This window comes from Bradyrhizobium sp. BR14999, from assembly GCF_056106085.1.
Genome location: NZ_CM148536.1, coordinates 7,965,507 through 7,985,636, shown reverse-complemented (window position 1 = coordinate 7,985,636; position 20,130 = coordinate 7,965,507). Strand labels below are relative to the sequence as shown.

Annotated in this window: 10 protein-coding genes; 5 read left to right on the top strand and 5 right to left on the bottom strand. The window is 59.3% G+C overall.

Annotated features, from left to right (window positions below; translation table 11 throughout):
• The first annotated feature begins 187 nt into the window (after positions 1-187).
• From ACR9YP_RS37220 to ACR9YP_RS37205, 4 genes are all read left to right on the top strand, one after another.
• Positions 188-1,147, top strand: a complete 960-nt coding sequence (locus tag ACR9YP_RS37220) for an ABC transporter substrate-binding protein (protein ID WP_474218384.1) — start codon at positions 188-190, stop codon at positions 1,145-1,147.
• Between the two features lie 190 nt (positions 1,148-1,337).
• Positions 1,338-1,610 carry a hypothetical protein gene (locus ACR9YP_RS37215; RefSeq protein ID WP_245473839.1) on the top strand — a complete coding sequence of 91 codons (273 nt, stop codon included), beginning with the start codon at positions 1,338-1,340 and terminating at the stop codon, positions 1,608-1,610.
• A 287-nt stretch (positions 1,611-1,897) separates the two neighbouring features.
• Positions 1,898-2,872, top strand: a complete 975-nt coding sequence (locus ACR9YP_RS37210; RefSeq protein WP_474218383.1) for a GDP-L-fucose synthase family protein — start codon at positions 1,898-1,900, stop codon at positions 2,870-2,872.
• Between the two features lie 60 nt (positions 2,873-2,932).
• Complete coding sequence (locus ACR9YP_RS37205; protein ID WP_474218382.1) at positions 2,933-4,240, top strand: WcaI family glycosyltransferase; 1,308 nt, start codon at positions 2,933-2,935, stop codon at positions 4,238-4,240.
• 126 nt (positions 4,241-4,366) lie between these two features.
• Here ACR9YP_RS37205 and ACR9YP_RS37200 read toward each other — a convergent pair whose 3' ends face one another.
• Together ACR9YP_RS37200 and ACR9YP_RS37195 are read right to left on the bottom strand one after the other, a co-directional pair.
• Positions 4,367-6,382, bottom strand: a complete 2,016-nt coding sequence (locus ACR9YP_RS37200) for an acyltransferase family protein (RefSeq protein WP_474218381.1) — start codon at positions 6,380-6,382, stop codon at positions 4,367-4,369.
• Positions 6,383-6,566: 184 nt separating this feature from the next.
• Positions 6,567-7,253: an FkbM family methyltransferase gene (locus tag ACR9YP_RS37195; protein ID WP_370988171.1), complete on the bottom strand. Its 687-nt coding sequence runs from the start codon at positions 7,251-7,253 to the stop codon at positions 6,567-6,569.
• A gap of 420 nt (positions 7,254-7,673) precedes the next feature.
• Between ACR9YP_RS37195 and ACR9YP_RS37190 the strand changes: the two genes are divergently transcribed.
• Positions 7,674-8,432 (top strand): class I SAM-dependent methyltransferase, encoded by a 759-nt coding sequence (locus ACR9YP_RS37190; protein ID WP_474218380.1) that lies wholly within the window; start codon positions 7,674-7,676, stop codon positions 8,430-8,432.
• A gap of 155 nt (positions 8,433-8,587) precedes the next feature.
• On the opposite strand, the gene gmd is transcribed toward ACR9YP_RS37190, so the two are convergent.
• The 3 genes from gmd to ACR9YP_RS37175 form a co-directional block, all read right to left on the bottom strand.
• Positions 8,588-9,679, bottom strand: coding sequence for a GDP-mannose 4,6-dehydratase (gmd, locus tag ACR9YP_RS37185; protein WP_370988173.1), 1,092 nt, complete (start codon positions 9,677-9,679; stop codon positions 8,588-8,590).
• A 193-nt stretch (positions 9,680-9,872) separates the two neighbouring features.
• Positions 9,873-10,448, bottom strand: a complete 576-nt coding sequence (locus ACR9YP_RS37180; RefSeq protein ID WP_474218379.1) for a transglutaminase-like cysteine peptidase — start codon at positions 10,446-10,448, stop codon at positions 9,873-9,875.
• 163 nt (positions 10,449-10,611) lie between these two features.
• Positions 10,612-19,737, bottom strand: coding sequence for an Ig-like domain-containing protein (locus tag ACR9YP_RS37175; protein WP_474218378.1), 9,126 nt, complete (start codon positions 19,735-19,737; stop codon positions 10,612-10,614).
• Positions 19,738-20,130 lie beyond the last annotated feature (393 nt).

Below are 20,130 nucleotides of genomic sequence, written 5' to 3'. Positions count from 1 at the left end.
TATTGTAGCCCATCTCGCCTCGTGACTGATATGTTAAATTTCACAACCCGTTAGGAAGTTCTCGTTGCCTCGAACCCAGTCCCGGCGGCGACCTCGGCCGAGAGGGAAGCGCTATCTCGTCATTGGCCTTGCAGTCGTCGCGTTGGTAGGAAGCGTACTCCTCGTTCTTCGTCCCGATAGGGCGCCCATGCGAGCTCCGACAGCTTCCAGGGCCGCCGCAGTCAAGCTTCTCCTGGACGGGCCATATGGCGCGCGGTTTGCCGGCGAACTCGCGGCATCCCGACAGGGATACTTCTCCTCCCGCATTGAGGTGTCGGCCCAGCCTGAAGACCCTGACTTCGTCCAAACCATTGCACGCCAACATGCCATCGGCGTGACCAGCGGCCAGAAGTTCTTGCTGGCGAGCTGGCGTGGCGTGCCCGTGACCGCGTTTGCTGCGAGCTTTCTCGACACTTCTGTCGCGATTTTCACGCTCGAAGCCTCGGGATTGCGGCGACCGGCTGATCTGGTCGGAAAGCGGGTCGGATACCGCAGGGCGAGTGAGGGAGACGTCGTTTTCGATGCCATGATGGCGCAGCTCGGGCTTCCCCGGAGCCAGATCACCAAGGTGCCCGACCGCGACAGCTTCGAAGCTCTGAGGGCCGGGGAGGTGGATGCGATCATCACCGCAATCGACGAGCAACCCGATCCCTCCAGTTCGGCTTTCGTGAAGCTGAATGTCATCAAGCCGCAAGACTACGGCATCCATGTCCCTGGCTTGGTCTACTTCGCGAGCAATGGTCTCGTCCATGAACAGCCATCCATGATTGCCGACATCCTTCAGGGCCTCATTCGAGGATGGCAATTTACCTACGCGGACTATGCACGGAGCGTGCCCGTTCTCGCCGGCGCCGGCCCGACCAGGCTGAGCCCTGAGCGGTTGAAATTCGAGCTGCAGCAGCAGCGGCCGTTGGTGCTGCCGACGGGCGGTCGTATTGGCGACTACGACGAAAGCCGCTGGCGGACGCTCCGCGACATACTCATTTTCGCCAAGCTCGGCGAGGAAGACGTGCCGCTGGCTCAGACGGTCAACTACCAGTTCCTTCGGGATGTGTACCGCCGTTCACCCGACCTCGCTGCCCCGGGCGCCTGGAGCGAGGAAAAGTAGGACCAAGAAGCCACACCTATGCGCCATATCGACCCAAAAGGCCTTTGGCCGCCGTGGCATCGGTTGCATTTCTACCGATGGCCTTGGTAAAGTTCGGTTCACTATTTGGGCTAGTTGCGGACCGCGACGTCGGCCGGCTGGGGTCTGACGAGCACGGGGATCAAATCCGCAGGGGCGAGGAGCTTTTTGGATGTTTAAGACGTTGATGCGAGCAGGTCTTTTGGCCGCAACTGTTACCCTCGGCGCAGCGAGCGGAGCAAGCGCCGCGATGCAGATGCCCGCACCGGCAGCCCTGCTCACGGGCGAGAGCCAAGTGACGCCTGTTACGTTCTGGGCGCAGCCATACCCGTACCGCTATGTGCCGGTGCGCCGTTGCCCCTTGGTGCGGGTCGAGACGCCCTATGGCTGGTACATGGACCGCGTTTGCGCGCCTGTCGGCCCTGTCCTACGTCGGGCATACTAAGCTTGGGCTGAACAAGCGGCGGCCGCCGTTTCTTGCAAAGATTTAAAGGCAGCCGCACAGCTCATGCGGCTGCCTTGCTCATTTTTGTTTCGCAGAGTGCTGCTCTTTTGTGCGCGCAGCGCAGGTTCACCATGAATATCTTTGTCGGGCCGGGATAGGCTTTCGCATGGTGAAGATTGTGTTACCAGATCGGCGGGGCTGCATCGGCAGCGTGATTGCTTAAGGCGGCGGTGGCTGGATCTCCTGGGAGTGGTGATCCGGCCAATCGGTCGCTGGTAGAGGATACGATGACAGGGGTTTCAACCTACGATCTCACGGGCAAACGTGTCTTTGTCGCGGGTCACCGCGGCATGGTCGGATCAGCTGTCGTCCGAAGGCTTGCATCAGAGAATTGCACTGTGCTGACGGCCGACCGGCGTGAGCTGGACCTCACAAAGGAAGAGCCCACGCTGAAATGGCTGCAGGCCAATCGTCCCGACGTAGTGGTGCACGCCGCTGCAAAGGTCGGCGGTATCGCAGCCAACAACAGTTTTCCGGTCGACTTTCTCTGCGACAATCTTGCGGTGGAATTGAACGTCATCCGCGCAAGTCACACGGTTGGCGTGCAGCGCCTGTTGTTTCTCGGCTCGTCCTGCATCTATCCCAAGCACGCCAAGCAGCCGATCGCCGAAAGCGAATTGCTGACGGGGCCGCTCGAGCCGACCAACGAATGGTACGCGATCGCCAAGATTGCCGGCCTCAAGATGTGCCAGGCGTATCGTCGGCAATATGGCGATGATTTCATCTCGGTGATGCCGACCAATCTCTACGGCCGTGGCGACAATTATCATCCGGACCATAGTCACGTCCCTGCAGCGCTGATCCGGCGCTTCCACGAAGCCAAGATCGCCAATGCGCCGAGCGTCTCCGTATGGGGCACCGGCACGCCGCTCCGCGAATTTCTCAACGTCGATGATTTCGCCGATGCCTGCGTTTTCCTTCTGAAGAATTATTCGAGCGACCTGCCGATAAACGTCGGCAGTGGTGATGAGTTATCGATCGCAGACTTCGCGGCGGCCGTAGCGGCAGTCGTGGGTTACGGAGGCAAGCTCGCGTTCGATATCTCCAAGCCTGACGGAACGCCACGCAAGCTGCTCGATAGCTCGAGAATTCGCGGGCTTGGTTGGCGACCGAACGTCGCTTTGCAGGCTGGTCTCGCGGCCGCATACGCAGATTTCTTGGAAGGCTACGGACGTCATCTGGAAGTCAGCGCAGCGCGCTGAGTAGACTACTTGGACTACAACAAAGCTTTTTATTCTGAACTTTGACTTGGGCGGGGCTTTATGCGTGTTCTCTTGGTGGGCATCAACTATGCCCCAGATCTGATCGGCGTTGCGAAATACAACGCCGAGCTCTGCGAAAGTTTGGCAGCCGACGGTCATGAAGTTCGGGTCATTACGGCGCCTCCCTATTATCCGGCCTGGAAGATCCCCCCCGCGTTCAAATCGTCGTACTTCAGATCGAGAGATGTTGGCGGTGTTCGAGTAACACGTGCGCCGATTTATGTGCCCGGACATCCCTCGGGCGCTAAACGGCTGGTCCATCACGCTTCGTTCGCACTCACAAGCGCGGCGCCGGTCCTCTTCGAGGCGCTATCCTGGCGACCAGACGTTATGATCGCCGTCGCGCCATCGCTGATGTCGGCTGCCTTCGTCTCGTTCGTCGCTCGTCGCGTCGGCGCCAAATCATGGCTTCATGTGCAGGATTTCGAGGTGGACGCGGCATTCGATCTTGGTCTGCTGCGCAACCATTCGCTGCGCAAGTGGATGTTGAGAACGGAAGCTGCAATCCTCAAATCATTCGATCGCATCTCAACTATTTCTGAGGCGATGTTGCTGCGCCTGGTAATCAAGGGGCTAGCGCCCAACAAAGCGCTTGAGGTCAGAAACTGGATTGATACCAGCGCGGTCTGCCCCGGATCACGAATGACAAAATACCGCCGGCAGTTAAACCTCGGCGAAGGCGATATTGTTGCGCTCTACTCTGGAACGATGTCGAACAAGCAGGGGCTCGATCTCGTAATCGAGGCTGCGGTCAGCTTGGAGCAAAGCCATCCAAATGTTCACTTTATTCTTACCGGCGAGGGACCGCACAAAACGAGGCTCGAGCAGATGGGCGCCGGACATTCCAACGTCCATTTTTTCGGACTTCAGCCCAACGAGAGCTTCAACGAATTGATGGCGACGGCCGATTTTCATCTCATTCCGCAGAAGGCCGAGGCGGCCGATCTGGTGTTGCCCTCGAAACTTGGTGCGATCTTCGCGTCCGCGCGGCCGGTCATAGCGATGGCCGAAGAAGGTACGGGGCTGGCGGCGGAAGTGACCGGCGCCGGTCTCGTGATTCCGCCGGGAGATTTGTCCGCTCTGGAAGTTGCGGTCTGCCAGCTCAGTGAGTCGCCCGCACTCCGCCGGCGTTACGGCGATGAAGGACGAAAGCGCGCCCTCGAGCGATGGGATCGGTGGACCATCGTTCGGCGGTGGGCGGAAGTCATGGCAGGCGAGTCCAACTCAACTGGGAAAGAGGAAAGCGGCTCGGCAGGCGCTAACGACAACGTTGCATTGCCGGTGGAGGATGCGGTTCGTGTGCCCTGAGGTGCCTAGCCTCAACCAGCTGCGCTGCGATAGTTTTGTCGACCGAGACTAGCCGGAAGTAAGCGCCGCGATGAGCGCTCATACCCGAGTCTCGCTCGCTGCGATGCTTGACCGACACGATCTTCCTCAGAGGGCGGCTGTTAGTTCTGCGGCGAGACGATCCATAAGCACTAGTGTGAAATCGACTGTGAGATGGTTTGCGTCTCTATAGACAACGATGCCGTCGCGAATGGCCGGACATACCAAGCCTGTGCAAATCGACGATGTTAGGTCGATCATGCGCGCGTTGTTGATGGACGAGACGGCACGTTGCTCCGCTTCGAACACTTCGTTGCTTGTAGTGAGCGAAAGACTGCGACTGCAGGTGCTGAATGGTAAGCGCCGCCATTCCGCCCGAGCAAGACAATTGCCGACCGGGTGGTAAGGAGTGGGATTGTCGCGGATCACAATGAGCTTGGCGTTGACCGGTTCGAGTTCCTTGAGCGCTCCAAATAATCCACGCTCCCAGGTCTCAATGCTCACTGCGTGAGGTCCCAGATTGGTGAATGGTCCCTTGACGTTTCCGCTCGAAAACTGCGCCAACAGTATCGCGTCCGGGCCATCTTGAGTTTTTATCATCGCGATTGCCTGCTCGCGCCAACTCGCGCACTGGGGCGAAAGCCGGCGAAGTCGCAAACTGTAGACCTTGGAAACCGGGATATCGGCTATAGGACACGAGGCCTTCAGGTAGGTAATAAGCCGCCATCCTCTCTGTTCGGCAATAGCCGCGAGCGCGGTCGTCCATTGATCGGCGTGAGAATCTCCCAACAGCACAATTGTCCTTGTATAGCTGGATGGGCCGAACACGCAGCGGATGGGACTTTGTGTGGTGAACCCGGCCAGACAACCACTCTCGCTCGAGAGCGAATATTTCGAAGTCGAAGCAACTATCTTCGCTTGCGCGCCATTCGTGACGTACTGCGCAATCGCGAACGAAAGGATGCCGGCAATTGTGGCGGTTAACGTAACGGCGCCGCCCATGACTATTGATCGTACAGGTCGTTGTGCCAGCCAGTGACTAGCTCTGATGGGGTATTCGAGCCAGGCGAGGCTGAGCGACGAGAGAACGATCGTCATGACAAAGAAAAGGCAATTGGCGAGTGCCGTGCTGCCAACAAGCACCGTACCAAGAACTGCAATCGGCCAATGCCAGAGGTAAATAGCGTAGGACCGGGCACCGAAGAACTGAAACGGATACGTCCTGAGCAAAGCCGACGGTCCAGCAGGATTGTTCCCCGTGAGCAGCAGCAGTGCCGTAGCTGCCACTGGAACAACGGCAACTACTCCCGGGAACGCCATGAAGCCGTCGATAGCAAAGAATGACAGGATGAGAAGTGCGAATGACAACCATCCAACGATTGAACTCGAGCCATGCTGCTTTGCCCAGCGCTCGAAGGGTCTTGTTGCGATCAGAGCTCCTGCTCCAAACTCCCACGCCCGAGGGGGCGCGAGATAGAACGCCCAAGCTTGCTTGCCGTAGGTCAGGTAGATGCAGCCAGCGAACGATCCGAACACTACGATCAGCAAAGCTAGCAGGATGATCTTTTGGCTGAAACGACCGACAATGAGGAGAAACGCGGGCCAGACCAAGTAAAATTGTTCCTCGACTGAAAGTGACCACGTATGAAGGAAGGGATTGAGCGAACTTTCGGGGGCGAAATAATTCATGGATTGGCGGAGGAGCCAAACATTGGCGGCATACAGCGCTGAAGCTGCGGCCGACTTGGCCATCTCCTTCTGTTCAAAGGGCGCCAGCACGAAGTATCCGATGATCAAGGTCGCTAGCGTGACCGCGAAGGCGGCAGGCAAGAGTCTCTTAGCCCTGCGACCATAGAAGCCAAGAAAATCGACTTTCCCGGTCGCGGCTATCTCCCGAAGCAAAAGTTGCGTGATCAGGAAGCCGGATATGACGAAGAACACGTCTACACCGACAAATCCGCCGGTTAAGCCCGGAACTCCGTAATGAAAGGCGACCACCGATAGAACTGCGATCGCCCTCAGCCCCTCGACATCAGCTCTGAAATGGGTCGCCGCTCGCGATACGGGCTGCATGTCTATTGCTGTGCACATTGCATCTAGAAACGCGCGAACAATCAGTACCACGCATTTCGTTCGGGGAGTTTGTCCGTTTTCGGCTGTTCGTGGGGCGGCGGCGAGGCAAGGGCTAGTGTCGGCGGATACGCGAAGGAGAAGTCGGGCCTGACCCGCCAAGCGCGGGGAAGTAATCTGCAGATAATATCCGCTCGGACCAAAGCCGGCAGGTTGGCGTCATTCGGTGACCTCAGCCTTAGACGCGTTCGAACAAGATGTCGAAATAGGCGCCACCAGATGCACGCTTCGCAAACCGGTCCTCGCGTCTCACCTGAAAGCCAAAAGCTTTCAGATACGAGCGTATTTGATCAACGGTCGCACAATTCCGGTATGACTCGAAGTCCGCCGCTTCGGCCTTGATGAATCTGAATTGCCGCAAGATTTCTTGCGCACCCCGCAGAACCAGCAACTCCGAGCCCTGGGTGTCCAACACAAGGGCATTGTATTGCCCGGGATCGACTTGCCACATTTCAAGAGCCGTTTTCAACGTCGAAGAACGAATCGTTATGTCGCGGACGAAGTGCACATCCGGCCAAATGTCCTTGTGGTCATGCAAATCCAGAATGGACGATGACAGGCCATCATTGTTCGAGACATGGAAAGTATAGGGCTTGCCATCAGTATCGGCGATCAGCGCGTTGATTGCCCGCTGGTCAGGCAGCGAGCGGATGTTTTGTCGAAGCTTTTCAAATTGCTCCGGGACAGGTTCTATCCACGCCACCTTGAGCTTGTGTCGGGCATAGAGCTCTCGTTCTTGGCCAGCATTTGCCCCGACATGAATCACGCCGGAACATAGTTCAAGATAGGAGTCGGGATCGCCGTAAAGGCGGCGGGAAATGTAGCGGCGCAATCGGCCGGCAAAACGTAGCGGCGCTGTGAGCATAATGAGTTCACCTGTACTTGTCGCCTGAACAGCCCACCCGGCAACTTGACCTCCACATGAAGGGAGGTCAACCCGCTCTATGCTAAGCACGCCAGTGTTCCGTTGGAAACAATGGCGACAAAGCGGCGACGCATTCGACGAAGTACGCGATGTTGCCCAGTTGCTTCAAAGTCGGTGAAAGATCAATTGAAGAAGGGAGGAAGGTCTTTTCCGAAAGCCGAACGTATTGCCGCGATAGAGCATGCGTTATTGCAGCGCCCGAAGTTGAGGGTGCGATCCGCGAGCCGAGGTCGCGCACCACAAATGTGGCAATGCGGAACTCGATCGCACAGGTCACATTTTTGCTGCAAACTCCAATTGGTGACGGGCTTGACGTTATGCGCCGGCATGGCGCAGCCTTGGTTGTCCGGAGGTGTCGATATGGAGAAGTCTGTCGCTGAGCATTACGGTGCGCAGTTCTTTAAGGAGCAGTCAGGCGGGTCTTTCGAATCTGCGTCGGTGATCGTCCCACTGGTGCTTCGACTTTTCAAAGTCAATTCGGTCGTTGACGTCGGCTGCGGTGTCGGCGCTTGGCTGCACGAATTCGCTACGAACGGTGTGAGCGATTATCTCGGAATTGACGGCGACTATGTGCCTCGTGATCAGCTCAGAATTCCGTCGGAAAGGTTCAGATCCATGGACCTTCGATCCATCACCGATATCGGCCGCAAATTCGATTTGGCTTGTTCGTTAGAGGTGGCCGAGCATTTGCCCGAGAGTAGCGCGAATGAGTTCGTTTCCGCGCTCGTGGCCGCTGCACCAATCGTATTGTTCTCTGCTGCAGTCAAAGGGCAAGGCGGTAGAAACCACCTGAACGAGCAGTGGCCATCCTACTGGGCAGAACGTTTCGGCGGCCATGGTTACAGCGCCTTCGATTGCGTCCGACCGCAGATATATGACGACAGCCGAATTCGGCCCTGGTATCGACAGAACCTTCTCGTTTTTTGTCGCGGCGATTGTTGTCCCGCAGGTTATTCCTCGCTAACCAGCCCCTTCGACCTGGATCGCGTCTTGCCCGACTACTTTGAGTATAAGCTCCAGGAAGTCACCGAAGGCAAGAGTGCGGCGATAGCGGCAAGACATCTCCTCGGAAACCTTGGCGTCTTGGCAAGAGCAGCGAGACGTCGGTCCGGTCTCTAACGCCTCATTCCTCACTGCCGGTGGAAGATGCGGTTCGCTTGCCTAAAGAGGGATGACACCGTGATGACGACGCTTGGGCAAGAGCAGCCAACAGTAAGCGCCGCGAGAGCGCTTACTTGCTTCTCATCAATCGCGATGTCGACCCACAGACAGGGCTATTCGTGTCGCGCGAAGTAGCGGAAGCCGTGCTGCTTGATCAGTTCGTCCCGCTTCGCGGATTCGAGATCCTCCTTCATCATCTCCCGAACTAGGCTCTCGAACGACGTTTTCGGCTCCCACCCGAGCTTCTGTTTCGCCTTGGCAGGATCACCGAGAAGCGTCTCGACTTCGGTCGGTCGGAAGTACCTGGGATCGACCGATACAACGCACTTTCCGGTTTTGGCATCGTATCCCTTTTCATCGACCCCCGCGCCTTCCCAGCGAATTCGCATTCCAATCTCGCTGGCCGCGACGTTGACGAAATCCCTCACCGAGTGTTGTTTGCCGGTAGCGATGACGAAATCCTCTGCCTTCTCCTGCTGCAACATCAACCACTGCATCTCAACATAATCGCGGGCATGTCCCCAGTCGCGCAGCGCGTCGAGATTACCGAGATACAAACGTTCCTGCAGGCCCAAATGGATCCGCGCCATGGCGCGCGTGATTTTTCGGGTGACAAAGGTCTCGCCGCGGACGGGAGACTCGTGATTGAACAGGATGCCATTGCAGGCATACATACCGTAGGCTTCGCGATAGTTCACGGTGATCCAATACGCGTAGAGCTTGGCGACCGCGTAAGGGGAACGTGGGTAGAAGGGCGTCGTCTCCTTTTGCGGGATCTCCTGCACGAGGCCATAGAGTTCGGATGTCGAGGCTTGGTAGAAACGCGTCTTCTTCTCCAGGCCAACGATCCGGATTGCCTCTAAAATCCGAAGCGCGCCCAGCGCGTCTGAATTTGCGGTGTATTCCGGTTCCTCAAACGAAACGGCAACATGGCTCTGGGCAGCGAGATTATAGATCTCATTAGGCTGCACCTGCCCGACGATCCGGATCAGGCTCGATGAGTCCGTGAGGTCGCCGTAGTGCAACCGGAACGGCGGGTCCGGCTCATGCGGGTCAAGGTAAAGGTGATCGATTCGGTCGGTGTTGAAGAGGGAGGTCCGGCGCTTGATGCCGTGGACCTCGTATCCCTTCTGTAGAAGAAGTTCGGCCAAATAAGCGCCGTCCTGGCCGGTGACGCCGGTAATAAGTGCTCGCTTCTTTGTCATATCAGTCCCAAAAATGGAAATCTGTGCTTACACGGAATTGACTTGGCTAGGGAGGGTTAAACAGAACGAAAATCAAGCTTAGATTAACGGCAGCTCGGCTGCAGCGGGTGTGCCAAAAGTCCTCCCCAGAGAAAGGGTGGATCGGATTGATGACAGCTTTCAGGCTTGGCCCGGTAGTCGGCCAGTAGACTAGCTAGAAGGCGGTGACGTCCCGTGTCCACTGTTGTGGATCTGTACCAGATTCCACGCGCACGATGACGTACCGATCCAGCGCATCGACTAGCGGCGTCACGACCGGGCTCAGATTATCGAGGACAAGGACCGCTCTTCCCTCACGCACAAGCAGCACGAGGTGGTGCTCTCCGGTTGCTCGGATGATGACCTCGGCGAGAAGGACTGATGAGCTGGGCCAGCCGGATCGCAGCAGCTTGGTGACGGCATAGTCGCCGCAATTGCCTTCGTAAGGGAATATCTGCCACTCCGCGTCATTTCGACTTGCGGGCGGATTCTTTGCCGCTATGCCGAAATTCACCGTTGCATTGATCTGGGCGAGTTCTCGCCAACGTTGAATGGAGGAGCGGAAATCTCGGATCCTGCGGTCATCGTGGCGCTGGCAGTCCCCGGGATATTGAATGCAGAATTGAGAGAATGAAAGCGGAGGTGCCACCGCTTGAGATTCGTAGTGTGAATGGGCTGGCTGGCTGCAAACGCAATACATTATGGCCAGCATGCGCATAGCATGCCTGATCATCGAAAGTTCGCCTGACATTCCTGATTGCTAGTCGAATTATATTGCGATGCAATGGAAGCGCTATGACAATTGTGAGGCAGTCGATGCACAATCGCGAAGCAGTGCTTCGAACTTGACCGGCTAACGACAACCGTAGCGCAGCGGGTTGTCCTCGATCTCCGAGGGGCAAAGAATTGCGCCGTTAGATCTGGAAAAGAAAGTCCTGATTGGTCAAAGTATTCGCAGTGACGCTGGTCAAAACAATTTCCATATCCGCCGACCCCTGGTTCTGCGCAGCGCCCGAGCTGTTGACGTAGACAATTGTATTCGTGCCGCTCTGAATCCACGCGATACTATGCGCCGCGACTTGGGCGCTCCCGCTTAGCAAGCCCTGGACACTCGTTACTCCCGCGATCGCCGAGGTGTCGATGAGGTCTGCACCATGAACGAAATCGCTGATCGTATCATGGCTTGCTACCGTAGAGTCGGACACCGCGGCAAAGGCGAATTGGTCGTTTCCCGCTCCTCCTATCAAGGTGTCTGCGCCTCCGCGCCCCTGGATCACGTCATTTCCTGCTTGCCCATCCAATGTGTTGTTGCCGGCATCGCCGAAAATGAGGTCAGCGAAGGCTGAACCACGGACGGCATTCACGCCGGTGAACGCATCTGTCCCGACACCTGCGGCATCACCGGAGGCCGTTCCGTGGGAGTCGCCGGCGGCGAGATCGACGGTCACTCCATCCAGGGCATTGTAGAATGCAATGCGGGTATTGCCGTTGCCGGTGATGGTGTCATTGCCGGCCATCCCCTCAAACTCGTTGAAAGTACCGAAATCGCCGAGATTCGGCCCGGACACGCCGAAATTGGTCGCGACATAAGTGTCGGCGAAAGCGGTCCCGCGGATCGCTTCGACCGATCGAAGGGTGTCCGTTCCGATCGAAGCGTCGCCGCTCACCACGCCCGAAGCCAGGTCGACTTGAATACCTGAAGCCGAGCCATCGTTGTTGTAGAACGCTCGGTCAAAGCCAGCTTTACCGTCGATGAAGTCATCGCCGCCACGACCCGCAAAATCTTCCGCTGTACCATTGGGATTGTTAGAGCCGGTGATGGTGTCGGCAAATGACGACCCTGATACGGAGCCAACGCCCGAGAAGGTGTCGGTGCCTACGGACCCATCGCCGGTCACGGTACCCGACGCGCCGCTGGTGGTGCTGGTCCAGCTATTAAGGCCGAAAGTGATCGTCACCGGACCGGTCGCATTGGTGTAGATCAGACGCGTGTTGCCGTTGCCGGTGATGGAATCGTCACCACCAAGTCCCTCGAACTGGTTGAAGGTGCCGTTGTTGCCGATGTTAAGAGCGCCTGAGAGGCCGTATCCGGTTGCCACGTAGGTATCGGCAAGGATGGTTCCCTGGATAGCTTCGATCGAGCGCAGCGTGTCCACGCCGATCGAGGAATCGCCCGTAGCCGTGCCGGTCGCCATGTCAATGGTGACACTGCCGGTCGAAAGGTAGATGTTGTTATAGCTGGCAGTATCAAAGCCGCCGCGACCGTCAATCGTGTCGTTGCCGCCAAGCCCGGTAAATGTCTCGTTGATGCCGCTTCCCGACAGGGAATCGATGAACATCGTGCCCATGATGGCATTGACGCCGGTGAACGTATCGCTTCCGACCGAGGAGTCCCCGGTAGCCGTGCCGGCTGCTATGTCCACCACAACGCCCGCGGTCGCATTATTGAATCCGATGCGCGTGTTGCCGTTGCCGATGATGATGTCGTTGCCGCCCTCGCCGGTGAACTCGTTGAAGGTCCCCAATGATCCGGAGTTCGTGCTGGTGTTGCCAAACCCGGAGGCGTTGTAGGTATCGGCAAAATTGGTACCGCGAACAGCTTCGATCGACACCAGTGTATCATTACCAACCGTGGCGTCTCCCGTCAGGGTGCCGGCCGCGAGATTGACAGTGATGCCTGACGTGGTGGTCGGATCGTTATTATAGTCGACACGGTCGAAGCCGCCGCGGCCGTCGATCACATCGTTGCCAGCAAAGCCTGCAAAGACCTCGATCGTGCCGAATCCATTGTTGCTTCCGAAAAGGGTATCGGCGAACGAAGAGCCCCAGACTGCAATAATGCCGGAGCCGACAAACGTGTCGTGACCAACGGATCCATCTCCATCCGCCGTACCGGCCGCGATATCGACAGTCACACCCGCGGTGGCGCTCACATAAGAAACCCGCGTCAGAGCCGCGCCTAGAGAGTTTACGGCAGTTAGAATGGTGTCATTGCCGCCTCGACCCTCGAACTCGTTAAACCCGACGGGTGTGCCGGGAATACCGGTGGCTCCCGCGAAGCCGGTCGCATTGAATGTGTCCGCGAAATCACTGCCAATCGCACCTTCGATCGCGACGAGCGTGTCGGTGCCCACTCCCGGACCGGATGCCGTGCCCGCCGCGAGGTCGACGGAGATTCCGCCCGTGGCATCGGTGTAGACAGCGCGGTCGAAATCGGCCCCGCCATCGAGCAGATCGTTGCCACCGAACCCCTGAAGCCGATCATTTCCTGCAAGCCCATAAATTGCATCCGCTTGGCTCGTTCCGAGCAGCACATCCGAGCCCGAGGTGCCGTTAGTGGCGTTCGGAAAGATGAAGTCGCTTTGCTGGAGGCTTGTCACACCAATCAGCGTCAGAGTATTTCCGCTCCCGAAATTGATTATGGTGTTGCCGGCACTCACCGTCGATTTCGATTGAACGTCCGCGAGCGTGAAGATGCCGGACAAACCTGTCAGATCAATGGTGTCGCCCTGGCTGCGGTCAAAGTCCGTGATGGTGTCTGCTCCGCCGCCATCGGCATAGACGAAAGTGTCAGAGCCGTTCCCGCCAGTCAGGGTATCGGCACCGCCACGGCCATCGATCCGGTCGTTGCCATCCCTGCCGTCGAGCGTATTGGCATTGGCATCTCCGAGGATGACGTCGGCAAACGACGAACCACGGGCGGCATTCACGCCGGTGAACGTGTCTGTCCCGACACTTGCGACGTCACCGGAGGCCGTCCCGTGGGAGTTGCCGGCGGCGAGATCCACAGTCACCCCATCCAGAGCATTGTAGAATGCTATGCGGGTATTGCCGTTGCCGGTGATGGTGTCATTGCCGGCCATCCCCTCAAACTCGTTGAGAGAACCGAAATCGCCGATATTTGGCCCGGAGGCGCCGAAATTGGTCGCGACATAAGTGTCGGCGAAGGCGGTCCCGCGGATCGCTTCAACCGATCGGAGGGTGTCCGTTCCGATAGCCGCATCGCCGGTCACCACGCCCGAAGCCAGATCGACTTGAATATCTGAAGCCGAGCCATCGTTGTTGTAGAATGCTCTGTCGAACCCACCCTTGCCGTCGATGAAGTCATTGCCGGCGCGACCCGAAAATTCTTCGGAGGTGTTGTTTGGATTGTTCGAGCCGGTGATGGTGTCGGCAAATGACGATCCCGATACCGAGCCGACACCGGAGAAGGTGTCGGTGCCTACGGACCCATCGCCGGTCACGGTGCCCGACGCGCCGCTGGCGCTGCTGGTCCAGCCATTGAGACTGAAAGTGATTGTCACAGGGCCGGTCGCATTGGCGTAGATTAGACGCGTATTGCCGTTACCGGTGATGATGTCGTTACCGCCCATTCCCTCAAATTGATTGAAGGTGCCATTGTTGCCGACGTTGGCATAGGGGAGGCCGGTAGCGGGATCGATAGCTCCCGTGACGCCGAAATTGATCGCGTCATAGGTGTCGATAAAGTTAGTGCCCTGAATGGCTTCGATTGAACGCAAGGTGTCGGTGCCGCTCGAGGCATCGCCTGTCACCGTTCCAGCTGCAAGGTGAACGCTGATCCCACCCGTCGTGAAGGTGAGGTTGGCATACTGCGCCGTGTCGAAGCCGCCTTTTCCGTCGATGAAATCATCGCCGGCAAGGCCCATGAAGTTCTCGTTGGCGCCGCTGCCCGAAAAGGTGTCGGCAAACATCGAGCCCATGACGGCGTTGACGCCGGTGAATGTATCGGTACCCACCGAGGCATCGCCGATCGCAGTGCCCGCGAGGAAATCGACCGTTACGGCGGCGCTTGATTGCGTATATTGGATTCGGGTGTTGCCATTTCCGATGATGGTATCGTTGCCGCCCATGCCTTCAAAATTGTTGAAGGTGCCGCTCGATCCGGCATTGGTGCTGGTGCCGCTGAAACCGGTGGCATCGTAAGTATCAGCGAAGTTGGTGCCGCGGACGGCTTCCACTGAACGCAGCGTGTCGGTTCCGATCGTCGCATCGCCAGTGACGGTTCCGGTTGCCAGATTGACGGTTATGCCCGTGGCTGTGGCGACGTCGTTGTTATAGATGGCGAAATCGTAGCCGCCGCGGCCGTCGATCAGATCGTTGCCGGCACGACCGTCATATTGCTCGAAAGTACCGTTCGGATTGTCGCTGCCCCGTAGCGTGTCTCCAAATGCCGAGCCAATGACCGAGTTGACGTTGGTGAAGGTGTCGTTGCCAACTGATGCATCGCCGTTCGCCGTTCCCGCGGCGAAATCAACGACGACTGCCGCTGTCGCGCTGACATAGGAAATGCGGGTCAGACTCTCGCCGGAAGGATTGACCGTGCCGACGATGATATCGTTGCCCCCCATGCCTTCGAAACTGTTGAAGCCAATTGGCGTACCAGGCACCCCGGAATTGCCGCTGAAGCCGACCGCCGAGTAATGGTCGGCAAAGTTGCTGCCCTGGATGGCTTCGATACCGATCAACGTATCGGTGCCGACACCTGGACCCGTCACGGTCCCTGTCGTCAGATCTGCGGTAATGCCCCCGGTCGCGTCGACATAGACCGCTCGATCAACACCCGACAAGCCGTTAAATATGTCATTACCGCCAAAGCCCTGGAACACATCGTTCCCGGCGGTCCCGGTCAGGATGTTGTCGCCAGCGTCGCCGAGAATGGCGCCGGGCACGCCCACAAGATAGACCACCGCACCGCTGGTCGCGGTGTTGCCGGCCGCATCGCTCACCCGTGCGGTCAGGGAGTTCGGCCCGTTGTTGAGCGTGACCGTGCTGCTCCAGCTGCCGTTGGCCTGCACGATGGCGGTGCCGATCGCGGTGGTGCCGTCCAGGATGGTGACGGTGGCGCCGGCATCGGCGACGCCGACCGTGCCGGTGATGGTCTGGCTAGCCTGGTTGACCGGCCCGCCAGCGCTGGTGATGGCGACCGCGGGGGCCGTCGTGTCCACCGTGAGGCTCAGCGCTGCAGTCGTCGAACTGTTGCCGGCGGCATCGCTGAACTGTGCCGTGACCTGCTTGGCGCCATCGGCGCCAAGATCGCCGGCAGTCACCGTCAGGCTGATGCTGCCGGCCGTCACGTCGACTGCCGTGATCACATGCGTGACCGGATGCGCCAGCGGCGAGCCGCCCAGCAACAGCTGCACCGTATCGCCGATGGCAGCCGCCGGGTTCAGCGCCACCGTGAAGCTCGGCGAGGTCGCCGAGGTGATGTTGTCCGTGTTCGAGCTGCCGCTGTCCGAGCCCGCCGTCAGATCTGGCGTGCCGCCGCTGGGTGCCGTCGTGTCCAGCGTGAAGCTCAACGAGGCCGAGCCGGTGTTGCCGAAGCTGTCGGTCTGGCTCGCCACGATGGTGTGCGGTCCGTCGGCCAGCCCGCTCGGCGTAAACGACCAGGCGCCTTGCGCATCGGCGGTCACCGTTGCGGCGATCGGGCTGCCGTCGATGGTGAAGTGCACCACGGTGTTGGCGAGGCCGGTGCCGCTCACGGCTGGGTTGGCGGTGACGTGGTCGGTGACTGAAGGGCCGGTGTCGGCGACCAGGGCCTCGGTCACCGTCGGGCCGGTGGTGCTGAGCGTGTAGACCACCGCACCGCTGGTTGCGGTGTTGCCGGCCGCATCGCTCACCCGCGCGGTCAGCGAGTTCGGGCCGTTGTTGAGCGTGACCGTGCTGCTCCAGCTGCCGTTGCCCTGCACGATGGCGGTGCCGATCGCGGTGGTGCCGTCCAGGATGGTGACGATGGCGCCGGCATCGGCGATGCCGACCGTGCCGGCGATGGTTTGGCTCGCCTGGTTGACCGCCCCGCCTGAGCTGGTGATCGCGACGGTAGGCGCCGTCGTGTCGAGCGAGAAGCTCAGCGACGCCGAGCCGGTGTTGCCGAAGGTGTCGGTCTGGCTTGCCACGATGGTGTGCGGTCCGTCGGCCAGCCCGCTCGGCGTAAACGACCAGGCGCCTTGCGCATCGGTGGTCACGGTTGCCGCGATCGGGCTGCCGTCGATGGTGAAGTGCACCACGGTGTTGGCGAGACCGGTGCCGTTCAGCGCCGGGTTGGCGGTGACGTGGTCGGTGACCGAGGTGCCGGTGTCGGCGACCAGGGCCTCGGTCACGGTCAGGCCGGTGGTGCTGAGCGTGTAGACCACCGCGCTGCTGGTCGCGGTGTTGCCGGCCGCATCGCTCACCCGTGCCGTCAGCGAGTTCGGGCCGTTATTGAGCGTGACCGTGCTGCTCCAGCTGCCGTTGCCCTGCACGGTGGCGGTGCCGATTGTGGTGGTGCCGTCCAGGATGGTGACGGTGGCGCCGGCATCGGCGATGCCGACCGTGCCGGCGATGGTTTGGCTCGCCTGGTTGACCGGCCCGCCTGAGCTGGTGATCGCGACGGTAGGCGCCGTCGTGTCGAGCGAGAAGCTCAGCGACGCCGAGCCGGTGTTGCCGAAGGTGTCGGTCTGGCTTGCCACGATGGTGTGCGGTCCGTCGGCCAGCCCGCTCGGCGTAAACGACCAGGCGCCTTGCGCATCGGTGGTCACGGTTGCCGCGATCGGGCTGCCGTCGATGGTGAAGTGCACCACGGTGTTGGCGAGACCGGTGCCGTTCAGCGCCGGGTTGGCGGTGACGCGGTCGGTGACTGAGGTGCCGGTGTCGACGACCAGGGCCTCGGTCACCGTCGGGCCGGTGGTGCTGAGCGTGTAGACCACCGCGCTGCTGGTCGCGGTGTTGCCGGCCGCATCGCTCACCCGTGCCGTCAGCGAGTTCGGGCCGTTATTGAGCGTGACCGTGCTGCTCCAGCTGCCGTTGCCCTGCACGGTGGCGGTGCCGATTGTGGTGGTGCCGTCCAGGATGGTGACGGTGGCGCCGGCATCGGCGATGCCGACCGTGCCGGCGATGGTTTGGCTCGCCTGGTTGACCGGCCCGCCTGAGCTGGTGATCGCGACGGTAGGCGCCGTCGTGTCGAGCGAGAAGCTCAGCGACGCCGAGCCGGTGTTGCCGAAGGTGTCGGTCTGGCTTGCCACGATGGTGTGCGGTCCGTCGGCCAGCCCGCTCGGCGTAAACGACCAGGCGCCTTGCGCATCGGTCGTCGCCGTGGAGGTGCTGAGAACACCATCGATCGTCAGATGCACCACCGTGTTGGCAAGACCAGTGCCGCTCACGGCCGGGTTGGCGGTGACGTGGTCGGTGACTGAAGTGCCGGTGTCGACGACCAGGGCCTCGGTCACCGTCGGGCCGGTGGTGCTGAGCGTGTAGGCCACCGCGCCGCTGGTTGCGATGTTGCCGGCGGCATCGCTCACCCGCGCGGTCAGCGTGTTCGGGCCGTTGTTGAGCGTGACCGCGCTGCTCCAGCTGCCGTTGCTTTGCACGATGGCGGTGCCGATCGCGGTGGTGCCGTCCAGGATGGTGACGGTGGCGCCGGCATCGGCGACGCCCACCGTGCCGGTGATGGTCTGGCTGGCCTGGTTGACTGGCCCGCCCGCGCTCGTGATGGCGACCGCGGGTGCCGTGGTGTCGAGGGTGAAAACAACGGGCACGCTTGTGCTAACGTTGGCGCTAGCGTCCAAAGCGACGATGCTGTGGTCGCCATCTCCTGCCAGAGTGACTGCCGTGCTCCAAACACCGCCGGAGCCAACGGTCACCGTTCCAATTTGTGTGGTGACACCATTGTAGGTATCGTACAGCGTCACTGTCGTTCCAACGAGGGACGCATCGACAGTTCCGCTGATCGTTTGGCCTCCTTTATTGGTTGGCCCACCTGCATTGGCGATTGTTACAGGCGCCAACGACACCAAGGCGATAGCTTGCGTTGTATCCAAAGTCGGGACGAGCGGTTTCGATGCGGACGCAGAACCTCCCGTGATGGAGGCGAGGGGCGCAAAAGTTGGAGTGATCGAGCCGCCACCAGGTTGGCCCTTGACGTCGTCCGCAACAACGGTAGTCGGAGCCTCGGTGGGTGATGGTGGCGGGCTCCCAGCGAACTTCTGCAGTGATTTTGTATCGACGTCTCCTCGCTTGCCGTCGCTAGGTGCCGGAGTGTCTGGAGCGATCTGTTTCCCGATATCGTAGGTCGTTAACACCTGCTGAAAGGCATTGAATTCCTGCGCAACCTGGCCTGGGCTCTTACTAACGGCTTGGGTGATCACCTCGAAATTCGCGGTTGGCGTGATGGTCATCGATGGACCGTCGCTGGTAACTATCCCGATTGGATCCCCCGCGGTACAAACGCCTTGAAGCAAGTTCGTTGGGACGCATTTGAAGACCTGTACGGAATGAACCTGACCGTCTTGCTGATCAGCAACGGAAACCGAGACCTGTCCATCCACCGCATCGACGTTAAGAAGGACGGCTGTACCGCGAATTCCGATCACGGCGGTAGGCGTTGCAACCTGCATGTCACCCGTTTTGGCAACCTGGCCGGCGACGAAACTGGCAGCGCCCTGGACGAGAGTGAACAGCGAATGGTTCGCGCCACTCGTCAGACTGACTAAGGTACCGCTCGCACTACTCTGCCCCTCATACCCCAACTCGTTCAACATGAAGCGAGCGTTGGCACTCAGGTTGAACGTTGAGCCGTCGATCAGAACGAGGCCGAGGGTAGAGCTGCTTCCAGTCTGCACGATATCGTTCTGATAGACGACGTCCCCGTTATTCGCCTCGATAGTAACGCCGTTGCGAACGATGCTGGCGCTGCCCGTTATGGTGGCGACATGGCCAATCACCTTTCCAGCGGCAGCATTTCCTCCGGCTTGAGCAAAGGTTTGGTAGCCGGTGAGAGCTTCAACGACTCTTGCATCGAGCAGCGCACCGTCCGCAGAGCTGAGCGGCGAACGCTTCTCACCGAGAAAGTAATTGGGGATCGTGATCCGATGGTTGGGATCGGAAATGATGAGATCATGGTCCGAACGTGCATATTCACCCGAGAACAGGAGATGCGCGTCAGGAATGATGAGAGCGTTGGCTGGGCGAGGTTCAGGGAAGCTGAAGGACTCCCAAGCGACCTCAGATCCGGCAACATCGAGCTTTTGGTTTAATGGGGTATTCAAATAGTGCCCCACTCAGAAATTGAAATTAATTAATTTTGTGTTAATAACACATCGTAAATTAACTGCAAACAGATTGTGCGGTCGGCGCCGAATCTGTTTTGAAGCCCATGATCGTTCGACCCCGGAATCAAACGAGAGCGTTGGCACCCGTGCGGAAGGTCCAACTCACATGGTACGATCAAGAGCGTTTCGTCGCCTTGACCTGATCGAGGTGCGGCGTCAGTTGGTGCGCGCGCGCAACCGGCATTCCGGTAACCGCGTTATCGTAAGGCGCATCAACGGCCTGCTATGCCGGATTTACCACTTGGATGGCATCGCCCCCAGCCAAGGTGAGCGAATTCGCAAAGCTGTTCAAATTGCGCTCCGAGGCACATCCGAAGGTTAGTTGACCTA